Origin of the sequence: Endozoicomonas sp. NE40, from assembly GCF_040549045.1 — a bacterium.
In the GTDB taxonomy this organism is placed as follows: Bacteria; Pseudomonadota; Gammaproteobacteria; order Pseudomonadales; family Endozoicomonadaceae; genus Endozoicomonas_A; species Endozoicomonas_A lisbonensis.
In genome coordinates this window covers 72,495-93,437 of sequence record NZ_JBEWTB010000002.1, presented here as the reverse complement: position 1 = coordinate 93,437, position 20,943 = coordinate 72,495, and the positions used below count along the sequence as shown (strand labels likewise).

The window sequence follows — 20,943 nt, the reverse complement described above, 5'->3', positions numbered from 1 at the left end:
ATGAATGTCTATCTAAGAAATAATCAAGGCTTTAAATGGCATAAATCAAAAGGTGTTAGTGTTAAAGGGTATGCATGGCTGGAAGATGATTCCTATCTTACAGGAAAAGAGTTTTGTGAATATGTTCATTCAATAGAAAATATAGAAGAAATTAATAAGAATTTGAATGGTTGTTACTCTTGTGTTGTAGAATCTGAAAGTAAAACTCTTGTTATTTCGGATCAAACTAGATCGTTTCCTTTATTTTATGCTGAAGAATCATCTGGTTTATTAGTATCTGATGATGCTAATTTTCTAAGAAGTAAGCTGATGGCCGAAGAGATAGATAAAACGTCAGTTTTAGAGTTCAGTCAGACAGGTTATGTTACAGGCTCTCATACACTTATAAAAAATATCAAACAACTTCAAGCCGCGGAAATTTTGGAATTTAGTAATACAGGGGAATTAGATAAACAAAAAAAGGATATACTAAATATTCATAGAGACTTTTACTGCGAAACAGAAATAAAACTATTAGAGAGAATGGATTCTGTTTATCAAAGCGTATTTAGTAAATTGATTAAGTCTCTAAATGATAAAACTGTAGTTGTTCCGCTAAGTGGCGGATATGATTCGCGCTTGATTGTGGTTATGTTAAAACGTTTGGGTTATGAAAAAGTTATATGTTTTACGTATGGTGCTTCAGATAACAAAGAATCAAAAATTTCTAAATTGACGGCAGATGCACTTGGTTATGAGTGGTTCTTTGTGCCATATACTAAAGTTATGTGGGATCATTGTTATGAGTCAAAAAACTTTAGAAATTATGAAAGAAATGCTAGTAATCTAACGTCTGTTGCTCTTTTGCAAGATTGGCCAGCAGTTCAATATTTAAAAGCAAACAAATTAGTACCAGACGATGCAGTATTTATACCTGGCCATACAGGTGATTTTATAGCAGGTGGTCATATACCAAAATTTTTATTCCACAAAGAAACTCTAACAAGAAATGAAATAGTACAATGTATATACAAAACGCACTATGGATTGATAAGGAGAAGTGAAAAGTACTTGTCGATGAATTTTTCATCCAGATTAAATTCATTACTTACAAATAAAAATAAATTTACCAGAGATGAAGCTGTGGATGAATTTGAACGATGGAATTGGAAAGAGAGGCAGGCTAAATTCATAATAAATTCAACCAGGGTCTATGAGTGGTTTGGTTATCAATGGAGATTGCCGCTCTGGGACAAAAAAATAGTAAACATTTGGTCCAAGATTGATACTGAAAAAAGATTTAGAAGATCCTTTTATAAAAAATACGATAATTATATTGCGAATAAAATGAGTAGTAAATTGCCTGCAATTACGGGTAATAACATTGAATATAATAAGATTTATAAAATTATAAATAAACTAAAATCAATCTATAACCAAGATGATAATTTAGGTATTTCATCAAGTAAGCTTGAATTTTTCATTTATAGGTTGAAAATGAAAGCTTTAGGTAAGGCTAATATTAATAGCTATTTAGCCATTCAATATCTAAAAAGACATTTTAACCAATAGTATCTAGATTAAGGGTAAATAACATAATTTTTAATTATGTTTAGTTGTACTGCCTAACTAAGAGTGAGTATGCTAAGCAATAGCATAAAATTATTTTCTATTAAATGCTAAATTGAATTCGATGCTCAAAATATTATTACGATGTTTATCTGTTGTTAAATTTATTCCCATAGTTAAATGCTTTTTGGAAACACAAGGCACCTCCGCGCCGATAAAAATTACAAGCTATCTTAAACATAAAGCTTTACCAAAAAAAGTACCATACTGGCCTGTTGATAGTACAAGCAGAGTAACTTCTGTAAATAATATACTTATAGGAATAGGAACAGCGCCAGGACTATCACCAGGTTGTTATATTCAAGGTATTGGAAAAGTAAAAATTGGTGACTATACAATAATTGCACCAAACGTTGGCATTATTTCTGGAAATCATGACATAAATGATTATCGAAAACACAATCCATCAAGTGTTAAGATTGGGAAATATTGCTGGATAGGAATGAATAGTGTAATTTTACCTGGTGTAACACTTGGTGATCATACTGTAGTAGCTGCTGGATCAGTAGTAACAAAGTCATTCACAGACGGTTATCAAGTAATCGCGGGCAATCCAGCTAAACCAATTAAAAAAATTAAAAAGGATAAATGTCAACAATATAAAAATAAAAATGAATATATAGGATATTATGAGCTTAGTAAGTTTGAAAAGTTTAGATCAAAATACTTGAATGAATAAATTAATTAGAGTAGTTATCATAACACAAGGCATTAGTCGCATAATAAGGCCTTTAGTTGAAAACAGTAAAGTTAATATAGTTGGAATTTGTGAATCATCACTTAGAAAGGAAGACACAATTTTCAAAAAAAAGCTAAAAAATATTCTCAATCATAATGACTTAAAAAAATACTGCAAAGAAGAAAAGTTAGACTATTACTATCTAAGAAAAAATAATTATGACTGTTTTGATAGCTGGATAGATGAAAAAAATCCAGACTTGATTATTGTATATTCAATGTCGCAGCTGCTAAAGAAAACGACACTCGAAATCCCTAGACTGGGTGTTGTTAATATACACCCTTCTTATTTACCTTACTATAAAGGGGCAAACCCTTGGTTTTGGCAATACTATGATATGCTGGAAGAGTTCGGAGTGACTCTTCATTATATTGATGAAGGAATGGATACAGGAGATATAATTTATCAAGAAAAATATCCTGTACCTTTAGGTATGAAATCGCCAGAAATGCATGATCATGCAATTGGTGATATTGCAGTAAGAATGCTTTATCGACTTATTGAGAAAATATCACTTGGACATGAATTACAAAGAACAAAGCAACCGATTACTAAACTAAAAATTGCGAGAAACATCAAGCCTGAAGAACACAGTCAAATTGTTAGTTGGTATGAATGGGAAATAACCAGAGTTTGGCATTTGCTAAGAGGCACTGAGTCATGGCTAAATTCTATACCACAACCTAGATGGCTTTACTCTGGGCAGCGTTGGGAAATTTTAGATTATCATAAGTGTGATACATCAGACTATAAAGTTGGTAAGATATATAAAAAAAATAGTAAATACTTCCTAGTGTGCAAGGATGGTATTATTAATTTGAAAGTATCATTAAAAATGAAAAACACATTAATTTATATTTTGATAAAATTAGGTATTTGGAATTGAATGATTTTTCAAACAAACAAAAGTATAGAGAACTATGTAAAAAAGAGCATACGATACCTATTTTTTCTCAAGATTGGTGGCTTGATGCTGTAGCAGGTAACGAAAATTGGGGTGTAGTGATTAGTGAAAAAGGGGGGGATATCGTAGGAGCATTACCATATGTTTTTAAAAAAAAATATGGTTTTAAACTAATTACAATGCCAAAACTCACACAGACACTTGGGCCATGGTTAAAGTACCCCGACAATCAAAAATATGAACGAAAATTAGCTTACGAAAAAAGGATAATAAATGATTTGATAGAAGGGCTACCTGAATATGATTTTTGTAAAATAAACGCTGATTCAAGTCTAACTAACTGGCTACCCTTTTATTGGGAAGGTTTTGATCAAACTACAAGATACACATATCGTTTAAGTAACATTGCAGATAGCAACCAGTTGTGGAATAACTTTTCAGGTAATATTCGTAAAGAAATAAAGAAAGCGGAAGGACGAAATAAAATAGTTGTTGATTCGAATAGTTCTATAGAAGACTTTATTGAAATTAATAAAAAAACATTTTCGCGACAAGGGCTAACACTGCCATATTCAAAAAAATTTATTATTGATTTTGATAAAGTATGTCTGGAAAAACAGTGCAGAAGAATATTCTTTGCCAGAGATGAAAATAATATTATACATGCCGCTATTTATATTGTTTGGCATAATGAATATGCATATTATCTTATGGGTGGTGGTGATCCAGATTTACGTAATAGTGGTGCTACAAGTTTAGCAATGTGGGAAGCTATCAAATTTAGCAAAACTGTAGCAAAGTGTTTTGATTTTGAAGGCTCTATGATTGAGCCAATTGAAAATTTTTTCAAAGCGTTTGGAGCTATACAAACGCCTTATTTCTCCTTATCTAAAACAAACAGCCTGCCATTAGCATTGCTATTAACAGCCAAGCAATACTCTCAGAGTAATAAGTAATCACCTTAGCATGCTCAAGATCCTATATCCAAATTCTTACCTTTCCGAAAGAGCTTATATTCATGAGGTTCTTATTAATGATTTTTTAGGTCTTGATTTTGAGGCAATACCTTATGATTTTGATCAATACACAATTCAACATAAAAGTGATGGATATAGGAGAAAAATAAATTTACCAGATGTTTTTTTTGCTAAGGAATTAGGGCTACCAGAATTACCATTAAAAAACTGGATTCTGCCATGTGCATTAATTAAGAATTCTAAATTGTCAGGCACAACTTCTTTACCAGTCATTTTTGGAATGAACAGAGTTGAAAATTTTCCAAGTAAAAAAGCAGAATCACTGTTCTTACCTATCGACATTTTTGGTAGCTGCTTTTTCATGCTGTCTCGATATGAAGAAGCAATAAACCATGAGCTAGATAGCCATAGTAGATTTCCAGCATCTGAATCTATGGCTTTTAAGGCCGGTTTACTTGAGCAGCCAATTGTTGATCAATATGTAGAAATTCTCTGGCTTACAATAAAAAGCCTTTGGCCAGATGTCGAGAGGAAAAAAAGGACTGCAAAAATTCAGGTAACTTGTGATGTTGATGTTCCATATGATACGAGATTTAGTAGTCCCCTGAATATTTCTAGAACGTTAGCAGGTGATATACTCAAAAGAAAGAGTATCGCTAGCTTTGGAACTTCTGTATTGTCGATTTTTCAGAAATTATCAGGATCTTACAAAGATCCCTATGACTGTTTTAACTGGTATATGGATACTTGTGAAAAAAATAATCATAAAGCAGCATTTTATTTTATTGCTGATAATCCAGCCGGAAGAATTGATGGAAGCTATTCACTTAAAAATCCAAGAATTATAAACTTACTGAAAAGTATTCATGATCGTGGTCATGAGATTGGTCTTCATGGAAGCTATAATTCATTTTCTAGTGCTGAACAGATATTTAAAGAACGTAAACTACTTTTAGATGTTTGTTACAGTAATAATATAGCAGCGGAAATAAATGGTAATCGTCAGCATTTTTTGAGGTGGGATGTAACTAAGACGCCCGACTATCTTGATATGGCTGGGTTTTCATATGATACAACTGGTGGCTATGCTGATCATCCTGGTTTTAGGTATGGAACATCTAACACTTTTAAAATGTGGAGCTGGCAGAAAAAATGTGCTCTTAATTTGCGTCAGCGGCCATTGATTATTATGGAATGTACAGTTCTAGCAGAAAGATATTTGAATATGGGGTATTCAAAAAAAACTAATGACTATGTGAACAAATTGAAAGATTTATCCATGAAGTTTTCAGGGGAATTTACCTTCTTATGGCATAACTCTAATTTTAATAACTCGGAAGACCGTATCCTGTTTGAAGAATTACTGTCTTGAAAATTTAAATTATCTATTAACAATATGAGTGCGAGACTATATTTGGTGCAAAGTAAAAATGTATTCCACTTGCTCAAGCCTGACCCTAAATATTCAACACGCTTTAAGTTACAAAATCAACTATTTGAGAGTACTCCCCTAAAACTATCAATCAAATCTCTTATAATTTTAGTAGTACTCTGTGTTAAGAATGATACTTCTAAATATACATTTATTTTTCATCAGCAGGCTTCATTACCATACTTGATTATTTTTAAAGTATTATTGTTTTGGAAAAATCTAAATTGTATATATGATATTCATGATATAAATGAGATTAATTCTGCAAAAACACTTCAGTTAAAAATAAGAAATTCAATTTTGTATATACTTGAATTTATTGTTTTCAACTTGAACGTGAGTGTAATCACGGTTTCAAAGGGATTGTCGAAAATATACTATCAGAGGTATGGAAAATCGCCTGACGTCATCAGTAATATTCCCTGCATCGATACTTCGATGACATGCTGTAACGTTGATGCTAAAAAAAGGCTTGTATATTTTGGATTAATATACGAAGACCGCTTGCCACTTGATTCTTTAGATGAAATTTTCGCGTGTGGATATACTCTTGATTTATATGGGGTCTGGGCATCTGATAGCTGTAAGAAATATATAGAAAGTAGCAAGTATTTTAAAAACGGCACTATAAAAATGTGTGGTAAATATTCAAGTGATAATTTAGATTTTCTGAATAATTACAATTATCTTCTTTTTCATGTCCCCCATTCTAATAGCCTTAATTATCGCTATTGCTTACCAAACAAGCTTTTTCAAGCCATTCAATATAGGCTTCCTATAATAAGTTCTAGTAACTTGTTTGAAATGAATTTAAAGTTTCCTAGCTGGACAATAAAACTCAACGAACTGTTATATAGTAGCACTGTTGAAAAAGTAATAGATTACAATAAAACAATAAAACGATATGAAAAATTAAGACTTGATACAAAAGAACAGTTTTTGAGAGTTCTAAAATGAAGAAAATATTACTAGTAGCACCTTACTGTAATTTGCCAGGAGAACCATATTTTAATAGATTTTCATATATAGCCATAAAGCTTTCAAAAAAATATAATGTTACACTTTTGACTAGTCGATACTCACATTTTGAGAAAAAGCATAGAGAGAGAAATGATAAATTTAAGATAAAAAATTTACAGCTTGAGTTAATGGATGAACCCGGTTATAGAAAAAATGTCTCCTTTTCTAGGTTGTATAGCCACACAGTTTTTTGTAATAACTTGGAGTCGTACTTACAAAAAACAGATCGGCCTGATCTGATCTATTCAGCGTACCCTCTAATAAAAAGCAATATTATTTTGTCCAGCTTTGCTCAAAAAAATAATATCCCTTTTGTTATTGATATTCAAGATAATTGGCCTCATTCTATCTATTCTGCATTACCATTTTTAAATAAAGAAATTTTTAAATTTTTATTTAAACCATTTATTTATAGAGCGAAAAAAGCTTTTGCTAATGCTGATTTTTTAATTAGTGTTTCAAATACTTACCAAGAATATGTAAAGAATAATTTAAACGTTAGCCTAAATAGTGATGTTGTTTATATTGGTGCAGATATTGCCTTGATAGATCAAATTAATACTAACTCCAATTATCTTGAAACGAGCAACACATTCAGGTGTGTTTATATAGGTACTATCAGTCATAGCTACGATATTAATACTCTAGTTACAGCATTTTCGAAGTTAGATAAAAAAAATGTTAATACTGAGCTACTGATCATAGGTGATGGGCCACACCGTATGAAAGTACAGCGATATGCTGAAAACTTATCAGCTTCTAATGTAAAGTTTTTGGGTTCAATGCCTTATGATCAAATGATTTCAATCATCAAAACTTGTAATGTAGCTCTTAATCCAATAAGAAAAGGTGCTGCACAGAGTGTCACTAATAAAATTTCAGATTATTTTTGTACGGGATTACCCGTTCTAAGTTGCCAAGAAAATAAGGAAGTCCGAGATCTGATTGAAAGTAATGCGGCTGGCTGCTTTTATGAACCAGGTGATAGTTCTGATTTGGCTAATAAGATAGTTGAGTTGAATTCAGATGCTGCTAAATTGCAAAAAATGGCAAATAGTAGTAGATGTATTGGTGAAAATAATTTCGATAGAAATATAACTTACAAACGAATTTTTAAAACTATAGATAAATTACTAAACGCTGATGATTAAACGTTTTTTTGATATCGTTATTTCTTTGTTCGCACTTGCTGTATTTACTCCGTTAATGGCATACGTTGCTTTTAAAGTTTCAAAGACAATGGCTTCACCTGTTTTATTCAGGCAAATACGTCCAGGAAAAAACGGCAAGGCATTTGAAATGATTAAATTTCGGACTATGAAAGATTCTGTAGGAAAAGAGGGGCATCAGCTGCCGGATGAAGATCGTATTACGCCTTTCGGCGACTTCATGCGACGAACCAGCCTTGATGAACTTCCCGAGTTCTGGAATGTACTCAAAGGTGATATGAGCCTAGTAGGCCCAAGGCCACTCTTAATGGAGTATCTGCCGCGCTACTCCAAAAAACAATACAGACGTCATGAGGTAAAGCCGGGCATTACGGGTTGGGCTCAAGTCAATGGCCGCAACGCAATATCCTGGGAAAAGAAATTTGATTTGGATGTCTGGTATGTAGACAATCACAGTCTCTGGCTTGATTTTAAAATACTATTTTTAACTATTAAAAAAGTTATTTGTAAAGAAAATATCAGTGCTGATAACCATGCAACGATGCCTGTTTTTACAGGAAGTTCAGTGCAAGATGATCGTAATGTTGAGAATTCTAAGAAGTAACTAATAGTCAGAGTTATAAGTATTGATAAAGCCTTATATTTCTTGGTTTTAATTCTAAAATACAGTGTCATGTCAAGTTTCAATATTTTATGTACTGCAGCAGGGCGAAGAGTTTCTTTACTTCGTCATTTAAAAAAAACACTTACCGAACTTAATCTCACAGGGCATGTCATTGCAGCGGATGCAGGTTCAAGTGCACCTGCAGGCTTTATTGCTGATGATTATATAAATGTTCCCAAGGTATCTTCGCCGGACTACATTGATGCGCTTGTTTCTGTGTGCAAAGAAAAAAGCATTAAGCTTCTTGTCTCCCTTATTGATACTGATTTGACATTGTTGTCTGAAAATAGAGAAAAGTTCAAAGTGATAGGGACAGAAGTTCTGGTTTGTGACTATGATACCAATCAAATCTGTTTTGATAAAAAAAATACTTACGAGTTTTTTGTAAAAAATAAAATTGATACTCCACACACTTATAGTAATCAAGAGTTGGAAGATATTGCTGAAAGCGATTTTCCCCTACTGGTTAAGCCGTGGGATGGTAGTTGCAGTGTTGGTGTTCATGTCGTCAGTAGTCGGAAAGAGCTGAATTTTTTCAAAGACTATGTAAACAACGCAATGGTGCAGGAATATATTCAAGGTGATGAATATACCTGCGATGCATATGTTGATTTCAAGGGCAAGGTTCGCTGTGTTGTTCCTCGTCTGAGGCTTGAAACACGAGGTGGTGAAGTTAGTAAAGGTCTGACCGTTAATGATCCTGAGATAATCGCTGCAGTCACCCGGGTTCTGAATGCTTTGCCTCATGCAGTGGGGTGTATGACAGTTCAGTGTTTTAAACAACCTGACGGAAGCATTAGTTTTATTGAAATTAATCCCCGGTTTGGTGGTGGCCATCCTCTTACCATTCATGCTGGCGCGGATTTTCCAAAATGGATCATTCAGGAGTTAACAGGTCGTAAGTGTGAAGCTCATCAGGAATGCTGGAAGGATGATCTTGCCATGTTGCGTTATGACGATGAAATTATAGTTAAGGGGGAAGACATCCGGTGATAAAGGCCGTTGTTTTTGATCTGGATGATACGCTTTATCCTGAAGCCAGCTATGTAATGAGTGGATTTAAAGCGGTTGATCGATACTTTTGTGAAGAGCTTGGTGTTCCAGGTTTTTATCGTCACGCTCAACACCTTTTTCAAAAAGGTCACAGGGGGAGAATTTTTAATGAAGTTCTTGATCGTTTAAACTTCGAATACGATGAAGCATTAATTAAAAGGTTGATTGCTGTTTATCGTAGTCACGTGCCTTCTATAACTTTAAGTCCGGATACTGTAAATATTCTCGACTGGCTTTCAGGTCAGTACAAATTAGGTTTAATAACTGATGGTTATCAGGAAGCCCAACGCAACAAAATTAAAGCTTTGGGGATTTCAGAATACTTTCAGGCAATTTGTGTGACAGATGAACTGGGAAGAGCATTTTGGAAACCCCATTCGAAGCCCTATATTTTGGTACAGGACGGGCTTGGAGTTAAACCTGAGCAATGTGTATATATTGCTGACAACCCTAATAAAGACTTCGTTACGCCAAAAAAAATGGGCTGGATGACAGTACGTCTATCGTCTGATAGCGGTGAGTACAGTCATGCAGCTGTACAACCTGATTTTCAGGCTGAGTTCATAATCCATTCATTATCAGAACTCAAACATATTTTACCGATGTAATCTGGTTGTTTCTCCGTTTTTCGGATAACCAAGCTCTTCTTTATAATTGAATCTGTCATGTTAAATACAAATTTCTCCCCCTGGCCTTCCTTCTCTCAAGAAGAAGCTGATGCAGTCTCTGATGTTTTGCTGTCTAACCGTGTTAACTACTGGACAGGAAATGAAGGACGTGAATTTGAAAAAGAATTTGCCGACTTCTGTCAGGCCGGGTACGCCATTGCTGTAGCAAACGGTACAGTAGCGCTTGATCTTGCATTAAAGGCCACTGCCTGTTGGGGCAGGAGATGAAGTCATTGTTACCTCCCGCACTTTTCTGGCTTCTGCCAGCTCTATTGTCACCGCAGGTGCTGTTCCGGTCTTTGCTGATGTTGATGCTGATTCTCAGAATGTGACGGCAGAGACGATCGAAAATGTGATAACGGATAAGACAAGAGCCATCATTTGCGTTCACCTGTCGGGCTGGCCCTGTGAAATGGACGACATTATGGAGCTGGCTGAAAAGCATGACTTGTTTGTGATTGAAGATTGCGCTCAGGCTCACGGAGCTACATATAAAGGGCGGCCGGTTGGTAGTATCGGTCATCTCGGTGCATGGTCTTTTTGTCAGGATAAAATCATGACAACCGGTGGTGAGGGCGGCATGGTGACCACTAATGATGAGCATTTATGGAAGACAATGTGGTCTTATAAAGACCATGGCAAATCCTATGATGCTGTATATAACCAGCAGCACCCTCCTGGCTTTCGCTGGTTGCATGAAAGCTTTGGCACTAACTGGCGTTTGACGGAAATGCAGTCAGCTATTGGGCGAATTCAGCTGCGCCGCATGCCGATTTGGACGACAAAGAGACAGGAAAATGCTCTGCGTATTAATGAAGTATGCAAACAGTTTGCTGCTTTGAGAGTACCCGTCGTACCTTTCCATATTAAGCATGCCTGTTATAAGCACTATGTCTTTTTGAGACCTGACTACCTTCGAGCTGGGTGGAGTCGTGACCGTATTGTTGACGAGCTGGTTAAACGGGGAGTTCCCTGTTTTCAGGGGTCATGTTCTGAAGTGTATCTTGAAAAAGCGTTTGATGGCACTGGCTACAGACCTGAAAAACGTTTACCAGTTGCTAAGGAGCTGGGCGAAACCAGTTTGATGTTCTTAGTGCATCCCACTTTGACGGAAGCAGAGATTGGAAAAACCTGCGATGTAATTTCTGAAGTGGTAGCATCGGCTGTTCGAAGTTAAGGTCGTACGTTTTCGGGAATGATTGTGAGAGAGAAAATACTGGGCTTTTCCAGAGTAAAAAAAAGATTGGTGACTCTGGGAATTGATACGCTTCTGATTTGCTTATCCCTGGCGGCAGCCTTTAGTGTTCGTCTTGGTTTTGAAGGCTGGATATACAGTTATTCAACCGTTTACCTCAAGTCCTGCGCGTTGGCGGTTGTAGTTTCATTACCCATTTATATACGTCTGGGCCTCTATAGGGCTGTCCTGCGCTACATGGGACCCCAAGTCTCCTTCACAATTTTCAGGGCATCTTTTATTGCCTTTATTGGGTTTACAGTAGCTGAATCATTTATTGGTTTGAATGTTCCAAGGAGCATTCCTGCTTTGTACTGGTTAATTTCTGCTCTGCTTCTCGGGTTGAGTCGGTATGCTGTTCGGTACTGGTTGATGGGCTATCGATTGCGTGACATTCTTCTTTCTCCTGTTGCCTACAAAAATGCGACTACCCGAACTCAGCGGGGTAAACCTGTAGCAATTTATGGAGCTGGGTCTGCAGGTGTTCAATTAGCGCATGCTCTTGAACACTCAAAAGAGTATCGTTCCGTCGCGTTTCTTGATGATAGTCAGGCATTAAGAGGGAGAGTTGTTTCCGGGAAGCCTGTCTATCAGCCTTCTCAAATAAATGCCATGCGTTCTGATACCGGAGTTGAAGAAGTGTTGCTGGCATTACCATCTGTCAGTCGCAGGCGCAGGACCGATATTGTTCGATCCCTTGAGTCATCCGGCCTTCCCATAAAAACCATGCCAGATCTGCAAGACTTGACCTCCGGGCGCCTTAAAATTCAGGATGTTCAGGAAGTCGATATTGCTGATGTTCTTGGCAGGGAAGAGGTTAAACCTATACCTGAACTGATTGCAAAACACATTACCCAGCAGGTGGTAATGGTGACGGGTGCAGGTGGCTCTATTGGTTCTGAAATGCTCCGGCAGGCTTTGCAAAGGCAGCCGAAAGCATTAGTTTTGTTTGAGCATTCTGAATATAATCTCTACACCATTGACCAGGAATTGCAAAAGACAATCCGAGCCACTGGTCATAATACCAGAGTCATTTCAGTGCTGGGATCGATTAATGACCCCACCAGACTTCTGGATGTGATGAAAACGTACAAGGTCGACACCCTGTATCATGCCGCAGCTTATAAGCATGTTCCTATTGTTCAATACAATGTGTCCCAGGGGTTAAAAAATAATGTTATTGGCACGCTATACACGGCACAGGCTGCTATAGCGTCAGGCGTTAAGAACTTTGTACTTATTTCAACGGATAAGGCAGTCAGGCCTACCAATGTTATGGGAGCCTCCAAGAGGCTTGCTGAAATGGCACTTCAGGCTCTTAGCAAAGAAATTCACCTGACTTTTTACCACGCGGAAAAATTCGGGGTTCGATCAGGCGAGGTTATTAGAAACGGAACGAATTTTTCGATGGTGCGTTTTGGTAATGTGCTGGGTTCAAGCGGTTCTGTTATACCTGTTTTTCGTGAGCAAATTCGTACAGGAGGCCCCATTACCGTGACACATCCCGATATTAACCGCTTTTTTATGACCATTCCTGAGGCTGCTCAGCTGGTTATTCAGGCCGGTGCCATGGGTAAAGGTGGGGATGTCTTTGTTCTGGAAATGGGGGAGCCTGTGAAAATTGCTGACCTGGCAAGGCGTATGGTGTCTTTGTCTGGCTTAACCATTCGGGATGAAGATTGCCCTGATGGCGATATCAGTATTCTATACACTGGCTTGAGACCCGGTGAAAAGCTGTATGAAGAGTTACTTATTGGAGACAATGTAACAGAAACCGAACATCCACTGATTTGTCGCGCAACTGAAGAAATGATGCCCTGGAGCGAGCTCAAGCGGGCTTTGGATGATATCAACCGGACACTTGGTGAACACAGGTACAAGACTACCAGTGAATTGCTGCTCAGGTATGTCAATGGCTATGTTCCTAGTCCAAAGGTGGTTGACTGGTTATACAGGCAGCCACTTCATCAGGCTGATGTTGATATAGTTGCTTGAGAAATGGTCGCTTAAAGACCAGCAAATTGAAAGCAGGCTGAAGTTCTGATTTTTCTCTGTTTCATGCTGAACTATTTATTGTACTATTGCTCTAATCAGGTTACCCCAAGACTCCAGGACACCCATGATCAAAAAATGCCTCTTCCCCGCCGCAGGTTACGGAACCCGCTTCCTGCCTGCCACCAAGTCCATGCCCAAGGAAATGATGCCAATCGTCAGTAAGCCACTGATCGAGTATGGGGTAGAGGAAGCCCTGGAAGCAGGCATGTCTGATATCTGCATTGTTACCGGTCGGGGTAAACGTGCGCTGGAGGATCATTTTGATTCCAACTATGAACTGGAACACCAGATTTCCGGCTCTTCTAAGGAAGAGCTTTTGGTCGGTATCCGTAAAATCATCAATGAATGCACATTCTCCTATACCCGACAGAGGGAAATGAAAGGGCTGGGACATGCCATCCTCACCGGGCAGACTTTGGTTGGAGACCAGCCATTTGGCGTTGTTCTGGCCGATGACCTTTGTATTAATACCGATGGCTCCGGGGTGTTGTCGCAAATGGCACAGTTGTACCAGCAATTCCGTTGCAGTATTGTTGCGGTGATGGAGGTACCGGAGGATGAAGTTCATAAATACGGTGTGATTGCGGGTCAGGCAATTTCTGATGACCTGATTCGCGTTGAGAATATGGTTGAGAAGCCTGCTAAGGAAGATGCGCCCAGCAACCTGGCCATTATTGGTCGTTATATTCTGACTCCGGATATCTTTGATCTGATCACCGACACTCAGCCAGGAAAGGGTGGTGAAATACAGATCACCGATGCCCTGATGGCTCAGGCTGAACGAGGCTGTGTCTTAGCGTACAAATTCAAAGGGCAGCGTTTCGATTGTGGCAGTATTGAAGGTTTTATCGAGGCCACGAATTACTGTTATGATGCGTTCCGCAAGTAACTAACTGTATGTAGCGAGTTGTTTGTAGCCAGGGTACTGGCTGTTAATAGTATTTCAAAGGCATACGGGAGCCGATTGCAGCACCTGTATGCCTTTTTTATTGTCTGTATTTTCGTTTAACAAGTTGTAGCGCTTAATCACTATGGATGCTGTCCAAATTACTGTACTGGCCCTGATACAGGGCATTACCGAATTTCTGCCGATTTCAAGCTCTGGACACCTGATTCTTCCAGCGCAACTGCTGGGTTGGGAAGACCAGGGAATTGCTTTTGATGCCGCCGTTCACATAGGTACCCTGGTGGCTGTTATGTTGTATTTCCGCAAGGATATCTGGTTGCTGATTCGTGACTGGACCCTTTCACTGGCAGGTAAGGGAACCACAGAGTACAGCCGAATGGCATGGTATGTTGGGTTGGCGACTTTCCCTGCGGTTATTTTCGGGTTGCTGTTGAAAATGTACGGGATTGACGAAGCCATGCGTTCTACCCATGTCATTATTGCAACCACCCTGATATTTGGCACCTTAATGGGCGTAGCTGATTATTTTGGCAAACGCAGAACCAGTATGTCAGGTATGACTCTGAAGTCTGCCATGATGATTGGTTTTGCCCAGGCCATCGCCCTGATTCCGGGTACTTCACGTTCTGGAATCACTATTACTGCTGCCCTGATGCTGGGTTTTAAGCGGGAAGCCGCCGCACGATTTTCTTTCCTGCTCTCAATCCCCGTTACACTGGGTGCCAGTTTGCTGGTGATTCTGGATCTGGTGAAGTCGACAGAAGTGGTGGTCTGGAGTGAACTGATTGCCGGAGCATTGATATCCGGTGTCAGCGCTATGCTGTGTATTCATTTTTTCCTTGGCATGATCAGTCGGGCAGGTTTGATGCCATTTGTCATTTACCGACTGCTACTGGCCCTCGTGCTGTTAATCATTATTTAATGGCTGTCAGTATTCGAAAAAAGCCTTGCCTGATTTGTTGGGCAAGGCTTTTTTTGTATGCGCCATATGGCAAGTATGAGATTTACACTCATTGTATTTCGATTACCCAGTCATTAAGCTTGCTGTTATTAATCATTTAACCTATTAATCTTTTTAGGGTTTTAAAACCAGCGTTGTAATACATGACAGACTCTTCTATCAAATTTATTGCTACTGATATGGACGGAACCCTGCTGAATGAACAGGGTTTACTCGACTCAGCATTTTTTGATCTGCATCAGCAGCTTGAACAAAGGGGCATTATTTTTGCCGCCGCTTCCGGAAGACAGTATTACAGCCTCAGGGAAACCTTCGAGCCTATCAGGGATCGAATGATATTTATTGCTGAAAACGGCACGCTGGTCATGCAGCAGGACAAAGAGCTTTACAGTTGCACCATGGAGAAGGCTGCAATTAACCAGATCGTAAATGAAGCCCGAAAGATTGAAGGGTCTTACCTGGTGCTGTGCGGCAAACGGTCAGCCTACATTGAAACCGACGACCATCAGGCGCTGGAAGAAATAAAGAAGTATTATCATCGCTGTGAGCAGGTTGATGATCTCTTAGCGGTCGAAGATGACTTTATTAAAGTCGCCATCTGTCATTTTGGCGGTACAGAGGCGAATGTCTATCCTGTACTCAAAAAACAGTTTGGCGAAGAGCATCAGGTTGTGGTCAGTGGTCAGATCTGGCTGGACATGATGAACATTGAAGCCTCTAAGGGTAAAGCCATTGAATACCTGCAAAAATCTCTGGGTTTCACCTATGAGCAAACCATGAGTTTTGGTGATTACTTCAATGACATTGAAATGCTGAAAGCCAGCTACTACTCCTATGCTGTAGAAAATGCACACGAAGACGTTAAAGCCTTTGCCCGTTTTGATGCTCCAAGTAATGAACAGTCCGGGGTTATGCAGGTCATCAGACAGTTGCTGGATAATTCTTCATCGTTGTGTACTGCCTGAATAGTATTTTGCCTGAAAATCCAAGTGAAGGTTCAGCTGTTCACTCGGCTTAACCTTCACTGATAGTACATAGCTCGTTATTCGCCATAACGGTTATTTCTGATCAGGATAATTAACTCAGAGAGTCGGATAGCTGAGTGATGGCATGAAGCAAAGAATCATTTGTTTTAATATCAACTCCAGATAAAACAACAAAACGGTATTTGGACATAGGGTTTGTACTGCTACGCTTTCTCTCTCACCAACAGAAAAGGCGAGAGAAAATGCAGTACGAAGCTCTCGACAGATTACTGAATGACCGGATATCCAGCTATAAAGCCAGACTGAAACACCTTGTTGAAAAAGCCAGCACGATCAACACACCTGGAACGCTAACTGAACAGTTCGATAACATCTTGATCCGAATGGAGGCATGTCGTCTCTGCCAGAACCATATATCCCCAAATCACAAAGACTGCTCCCGGGAACTTATCAATCTCATGACCAAAAGAGCAGACCCTCCAGAGGAAAAGATCTATTATTCTGGGTCTGAGCGAATAATTATGAGCGAGATCTCACGAATCATTACAGAGGCAGCAACAGTACAAAAAGTACTGTCTACTGGTCCCACTAGCCGCTCATCCCCACAGCCAGTAACGCGATTTAAAAAAGAGGAAAAGCACGACGCGACCAGGCCAGAGTAACAATATTAAAACTGGTCAACTGCCTGCCAGGCACTGATGACAGGCAGTCCGGGGTTTGCATACAGTGATGTGGGTGCATTATTTGGAGGCGATTTGTATTTCGTTCAAAAAACGCTGTATATCCGATTTTACTTGTCAGGTGGTTGCTGAAAACTCTTCAAAAATTTTTCATTTTCAGGAAATGCATCCGGCTCCGGATTACATTGCCGCTGCCAGAAAGAAAGGTGAGCAAATGAGTCAAACCGATAAAGCCCCTGCCTTCCGCTTCCTGTGTTCAAAGCAATGGAGAGAGTTGGATAAGACCCCTGAAGACAATGTGCGGTTTTGCCAGCAGTGCAAGAAGCCGGTTTTTCTGGCGAGAGATGCTCAGGAACTGTCTGATCTTGCCAGGCAGGAGCGATGTGCAGCCATTCAAAGAACTTATGATCCAGATCATAAGGTTCGCTACCCGGAAGATACTGTTACGATGATCGGTGATCCAGCCCCCACGCCTTACCGCCCCTCGCCAGAAAGTCAGGCGCAAAAAGGCGGAATATTCGCTCGACTATGGTGGAACGTTAGAAAACTGTTTATCAATTGAACTATGCTGGTCGAACAGCCTTCGAGTTGGTGAACCACTCGCCGTAATTGCTGCGGTTACAGTCGAACCAGACGAAGGCTTTTTTAGCGGTCACAGCTTATTTGATGCAACGTTTGAAGGCATTGCCTGGCTCCAAAATATCGGGACATAAAGCAGCGTCAGCGCAGAAGAACTATATTCGAAAACCGTTGAGGAATAAGGGAACCAGATGGATTTTTTGGGAAGCCTTTGGGGAATAAGCTTTGAGAGGAGTGAATACTTACGCTGTAAGTATTGAAAATAATGGTCGGAGCGAGAGGATTTGAACCTCCGACCCCCACAACCCCATTGTGGTGCGCTACCAGGCTGCGCTACGCTCCGACGAGCAGCATCACTGCTCATGTGACGCTTATAATACCTTGATTTTGTTAGAGTTCAACCATTATCTTTGAACTTTCGGCCTCTCTGGAAGTTCAAAGATAATGGTTGAAAGAAAACAGCAAAGACAATAAAACATCAGTGGGTGAATTCTATGAGTCCGGTTTTTGACGCAGGGAACAGGGTTACTGCAAAAACGACTGAGTGTTGTCAATTTATAAGCAAAAGTTTTTAAAATATTGAGCTTAATTCAAAGCAGGCAAGTTTTCAGACTTATTTAACTACTATTAAAAATACACCTTTTGACCATGAAATAAGAACTCCTTATGTCAGAGATTCCCGGTAGCCAATTCTCAGTGAACCTTCAGACTGCTGGATTGAAGGCTTCAGACAAAAAAGCTGAGCATTTAGTCGGTAGCGGTCTGGGGAAAATCAATATTACCGGCGTTGCGCAACCGGCAAAATATCTTCCACAGCAGCAGTCAGGCAGTACCGGTGGTACGTCCAGGCACATGTTACTTCGGGAGAGGATGGCAAAAGTTCTTCCCGATGAAGCCGTTGAACAGATACTTAAAAATCCCAAACCCAGCCAGATTCATAATGGAGGCAGAGTCAGCGAGGCATCAAAAGCATCTACCAAGCCTGCAATTCCTCCAAAGCGAAACTTAAAGCCAAAGACCAGAAATCAGACTTCCTCCAAGCCTCCAGTCCCTCCCAAGCCTGATTTAAAGTCAAAGGCTGGAGCCGGGCATCAGAAGCCCGAAATAATGCCACAGTCCTCTAAGACACTGGCTGTGTCTGCTGGAGATTCTAAAGATCAGATCCAGAATGTTCAGCTTCAGGGTAATGAAAAACGCGACGATATGGAGTCGCTTTCAAAGGCTTCTCAGGCTGAACCTCTGACAGGTCAAACTGAAGGGGTAGGTGGCTCTGTTGAAGAAAGCCGGGATATACCTCCACTGGTTCCCTCCGGCAGAGCCAATATAGAGGCGTCGCCATTACCCGATACTGTTCGAGAAATTGTCAAAAACGGACTGGAAGCGAAGGATGAAAAAAGCCTGCATAAGGCGTTTATGCAATATACTACCAAGGTCATGGATTATGTTAAGGAACAGTACAAGGGAAGCAGTCCACCACCGGAACTCCAGGAAGCGTTTTTCAATGGCATGATTGAACTTGGAGCCCATGGCGACTACCTTAAATCCTCGTCGTTTACTGTTTCAGGTGTCACTCTCTTTAAACCCCGGAACAAGAAAAAACTGGCATTGCTGGCTTCTACAATATTGCAGATTCAACAGGCAGGAGCGGCAAAAGACGAGGCAATGGTGGGCAGTATCACCAGCACTGTGACTCGAAAAGGCTTAATCCCTAAAGCTCAGCATGAGCTCCTGTTTCAAACCTGTATGGGGCTGGAGCCGGTTTCCGGCATAGCCCTGCGGGCTGACTTAAAAAGCACATTCAGGGAAATTGACAAGCTTGAGGCAAAGTTGGCCAATCCGGAAACTGGCGATGCTGAGCGCAGAGGGCTGGACGCAGAGCTAAACAAGAAACATTCAGCCGTAGCATCACTGCGCGACAAGATCGAAACCCACGACCAGGTCATGAAAGAGGGAGACAGACGCTCTCTGGATGATGTCTGGGATCGCAGTTACGCCGTTCTGGAACAGCGATTAACAACACGCCTGCATAAAGATCTTCAAACCTACCATGACCTGCCATTATTGCCGACGTCCAGAAAAGCCTTTTTAAACTCTGACAAGATTATGCAAGCTGCTGAATCCGAGTTAAAAAAAGATGCAGAAGGAACAGCAAGGGGCAAGAAAAAGCTGCTGGACAAGGAGGGGAATACGATAGAATCGCTGACCAGCATCATTCTTGCCAAACGAAAAGCAGGCATCAAAAGAATACTTGAAAAAGCTATAAAGGCATACAAGCCCAAGTCATAGGATATTTTCCTTCCTTCCGGTTTCTACAAAAGCTCATTGTGCTTTCAGTACTGTTATGTACTGGTAACCCTGTGATAATCTGTCACCGTTGATAACAAGATGTAGAACCCGACTCATGGTTAGAGCGAATCAACTTATTCATAGCCTCCGGCAAGTTTGCCTGTCGTCTGTCAGAACCGTATTTCTGCTGACAGCCTTTATTCCAACGACTGCCACAGCACTGGACCTTCAGTCGTATCCAGCCGCTTCTGTCAGCCTCAGGGTCAATGAACAGCGCAGTAACCACCCGATTGTCAGCAGTCCAATGAAAAAGGTGAACAGTGTCGTACTGGCAGATGAAATGCAACGGCTGGATGGACACCTGGAAAGACGGGTTTATCAACTGCCATCAGGTCACGAAAGTGACGATGGTTACCAGTTTTTTATACAACAGTTAAAAGCCCGGAATGTTGATCCCCTGTTCAGTTGTGACAGCTTTGGTTGTGGTGACAGTAATTTCTGGGCCAACAATATCTTTCGTGTATCAACACTCTACGGTATGAGCAGGGAACAGCACTACTTTCTTGGTAGGAAGGTAAGGCCAGAGGAGGTCGTTTATTACACCGTGTACTCCGTTAAGCGGGGCAATCGACGGGTTTATACCCTGGTGGATGAATTCACCGTAGAGGCCGGGGCTGTGTCAGGCAGCGACGATTCGCCGATGGCTTTTTATATTGACCGGCTGCCAGTCAGCGCCGGTCAGCTGTCGCGTAATGATACGTACCGGGAAGTACTTTCGGCACTCAGGCGTAATGATTCACGACAGTTGTTGGTTAATATAGAGTTATCTGTTGTACTGTCTGAAGGAGTTAATGGTGCAGATGAACAGATAGCTACTCAGCAGCGGCAGCAGGCCATGTTGCAGCAACAGCTAAAGGCTGATGGTATAGCGTCTGAACGCTTCAGAGTCTTATCGTCCTACAGTACATCATCCAGCCGTCAGGCAGGCATCAGGCTGTTGCTGACTCAATAGAAGAACTCG

The 20,943-nt window shown here is 40.1% G+C and carries 17 protein-coding genes, 1 tRNA gene and 1 pseudogene; 18 read left to right on the top strand and 1 reads right to left on the bottom strand.

Annotation, left to right across the window (positions count from 1 at the left end; translation table 11 throughout):
• From V5J35_RS01420 to V5J35_RS01345, 16 genes and pseudogenes are all read left to right on the top strand, one after another.
• Positions 1 to 1,551: an asparagine synthase C-terminal domain-containing protein gene (locus V5J35_RS01420; RefSeq protein WP_354016241.1), complete on the top strand. Its 1,551-nt coding sequence runs from the start codon at positions 1 to 3 to the stop codon at positions 1,549 to 1,551.
• A 184-nt stretch (positions 1,552 to 1,735) separates the two neighbouring features.
• On the top strand, positions 1,736 to 2,287 hold the full coding sequence (locus V5J35_RS01415) for an acyltransferase (RefSeq protein WP_354009557.1): 552 nt from the start codon (positions 1,736 to 1,738) through the stop codon (positions 2,285 to 2,287).
• Positions 2,280 to 3,233, top strand: a complete 954-nt coding sequence (locus tag V5J35_RS01410) for a methionyl-tRNA formyltransferase (RefSeq protein ID WP_354016240.1) — start codon at positions 2,280 to 2,282, stop codon at positions 3,231 to 3,233. The genes V5J35_RS01415 and V5J35_RS01410 overlap by 8 nt, the downstream gene beginning before the upstream one ends.
• A complete protein-coding gene (locus tag V5J35_RS01405) occupies positions 3,230 to 4,207 on the top strand; it encodes a GNAT family N-acetyltransferase (RefSeq protein ID WP_354009556.1) in 978 nt (325 codons plus the stop codon). Before V5J35_RS01410 ends, V5J35_RS01405 begins: the two co-directional genes overlap by 4 nt.
• A gap of 10 nt (positions 4,208 to 4,217) precedes the next feature.
• Positions 4,218 to 5,600: a polysaccharide deacetylase family protein gene (locus V5J35_RS01400; RefSeq protein WP_354009555.1), complete on the top strand. Its 1,383-nt coding sequence runs from the start codon at positions 4,218 to 4,220 to the stop codon at positions 5,598 to 5,600.
• 45 nt (positions 5,601 to 5,645) lie between these two features.
• Positions 5,646 to 6,617 carry a hypothetical protein gene (locus tag V5J35_RS01395; RefSeq protein ID WP_354009554.1) on the top strand — a complete coding sequence of 324 codons (972 nt, stop codon included), beginning with the start codon at positions 5,646 to 5,648 and terminating at the stop codon, positions 6,615 to 6,617.
• Positions 6,614 to 7,831 carry a glycosyltransferase family 4 protein gene (locus V5J35_RS01390; RefSeq protein WP_354009553.1) on the top strand — a complete coding sequence of 406 codons (1,218 nt, stop codon included), beginning with the start codon at positions 6,614 to 6,616 and terminating at the stop codon, positions 7,829 to 7,831. The genes V5J35_RS01395 and V5J35_RS01390 overlap by 4 nt, the downstream gene beginning before the upstream one ends.
• Positions 7,824 to 8,453 carry a sugar transferase gene (locus V5J35_RS01385; RefSeq protein ID WP_354009552.1) on the top strand — a complete coding sequence of 210 codons (630 nt, stop codon included), beginning with the start codon at positions 7,824 to 7,826 and terminating at the stop codon, positions 8,451 to 8,453. The genes V5J35_RS01390 and V5J35_RS01385 overlap by 8 nt, the downstream gene beginning before the upstream one ends.
• 69 nt (positions 8,454 to 8,522) lie before the next feature.
• Entirely contained in the window at positions 8,523 to 9,506 is a 984-nt protein-coding gene (locus tag V5J35_RS01380) for an ATP-grasp domain-containing protein (protein WP_354009551.1), read from the top strand.
• Entirely contained in the window at positions 9,503 to 10,174 is a 672-nt protein-coding gene (locus V5J35_RS01375) for an HAD family hydrolase (protein WP_354009550.1), read from the top strand. The genes V5J35_RS01380 and V5J35_RS01375 overlap by 4 nt, the downstream gene beginning before the upstream one ends.
• A 57-nt stretch (positions 10,175 to 10,231) precedes the next feature.
• Positions 10,232 to 11,411 (top strand): annotated as a pseudogene (locus V5J35_RS01370) (DegT/DnrJ/EryC1/StrS family aminotransferase).
• A gap of 24 nt (positions 11,412 to 11,435) precedes the next feature.
• Positions 11,436 to 13,463 carry a polysaccharide biosynthesis protein gene (locus V5J35_RS01365; protein WP_354009548.1) on the top strand — a complete coding sequence of 676 codons (2,028 nt, stop codon included), beginning with the start codon at positions 11,436 to 11,438 and terminating at the stop codon, positions 13,461 to 13,463.
• Between the two features lie 124 nt (positions 13,464 to 13,587).
• Complete coding sequence (galU, locus tag V5J35_RS01360) at positions 13,588 to 14,412, top strand: UTP--glucose-1-phosphate uridylyltransferase GalU (protein ID WP_354009547.1); 825 nt, start codon at positions 13,588 to 13,590, stop codon at positions 14,410 to 14,412.
• Positions 14,413 to 14,554: 142 nt separating this feature from the next.
• Complete coding sequence (locus tag V5J35_RS01355; RefSeq protein ID WP_354009546.1) at positions 14,555 to 15,352, top strand: undecaprenyl-diphosphate phosphatase; 798 nt, start codon at positions 14,555 to 14,557, stop codon at positions 15,350 to 15,352.
• Positions 15,353 to 15,534: 182 nt separating this feature from the next.
• Positions 15,535 to 16,356, top strand: a complete 822-nt coding sequence (locus V5J35_RS01350; RefSeq protein ID WP_354009545.1) for a Cof-type HAD-IIB family hydrolase — start codon at positions 15,535 to 15,537, stop codon at positions 16,354 to 16,356.
• Positions 16,357 to 17,271: 915 nt separating this feature from the next.
• Positions 17,272 to 17,619 (top strand): hypothetical protein, encoded by a 348-nt coding sequence (locus V5J35_RS01345; protein ID WP_354009544.1) that lies wholly within the window; start codon positions 17,272 to 17,274, stop codon positions 17,617 to 17,619.
• Positions 17,620 to 17,902: 283 nt separating this feature from the next.
• Here V5J35_RS01345 and V5J35_RS01340 read toward each other — a convergent pair.
• Positions 17,903 to 17,979 (bottom strand) — tRNA-Pro (locus tag V5J35_RS01340).
• Between the two features lie 323 nt (positions 17,980 to 18,302).
• On the opposite strand from V5J35_RS01340, the gene V5J35_RS01335 reads away from it, so the two are divergent.
• Together V5J35_RS01335 and V5J35_RS01330 are read left to right on the top strand one after the other, a co-directional pair.
• Positions 18,303 to 19,922: a hypothetical protein gene (locus V5J35_RS01335; protein WP_354009543.1), complete on the top strand. Its 1,620-nt coding sequence runs from the start codon at positions 18,303 to 18,305 to the stop codon at positions 19,920 to 19,922.
• Between the two features lie 115 nt (positions 19,923 to 20,037).
• Entirely contained in the window at positions 20,038 to 20,934 is an 897-nt protein-coding gene (locus tag V5J35_RS01330; protein ID WP_354009542.1) for a DUF4892 domain-containing protein, read from the top strand.
• Positions 20,935 to 20,943: the final 9 nt, after the last annotated feature.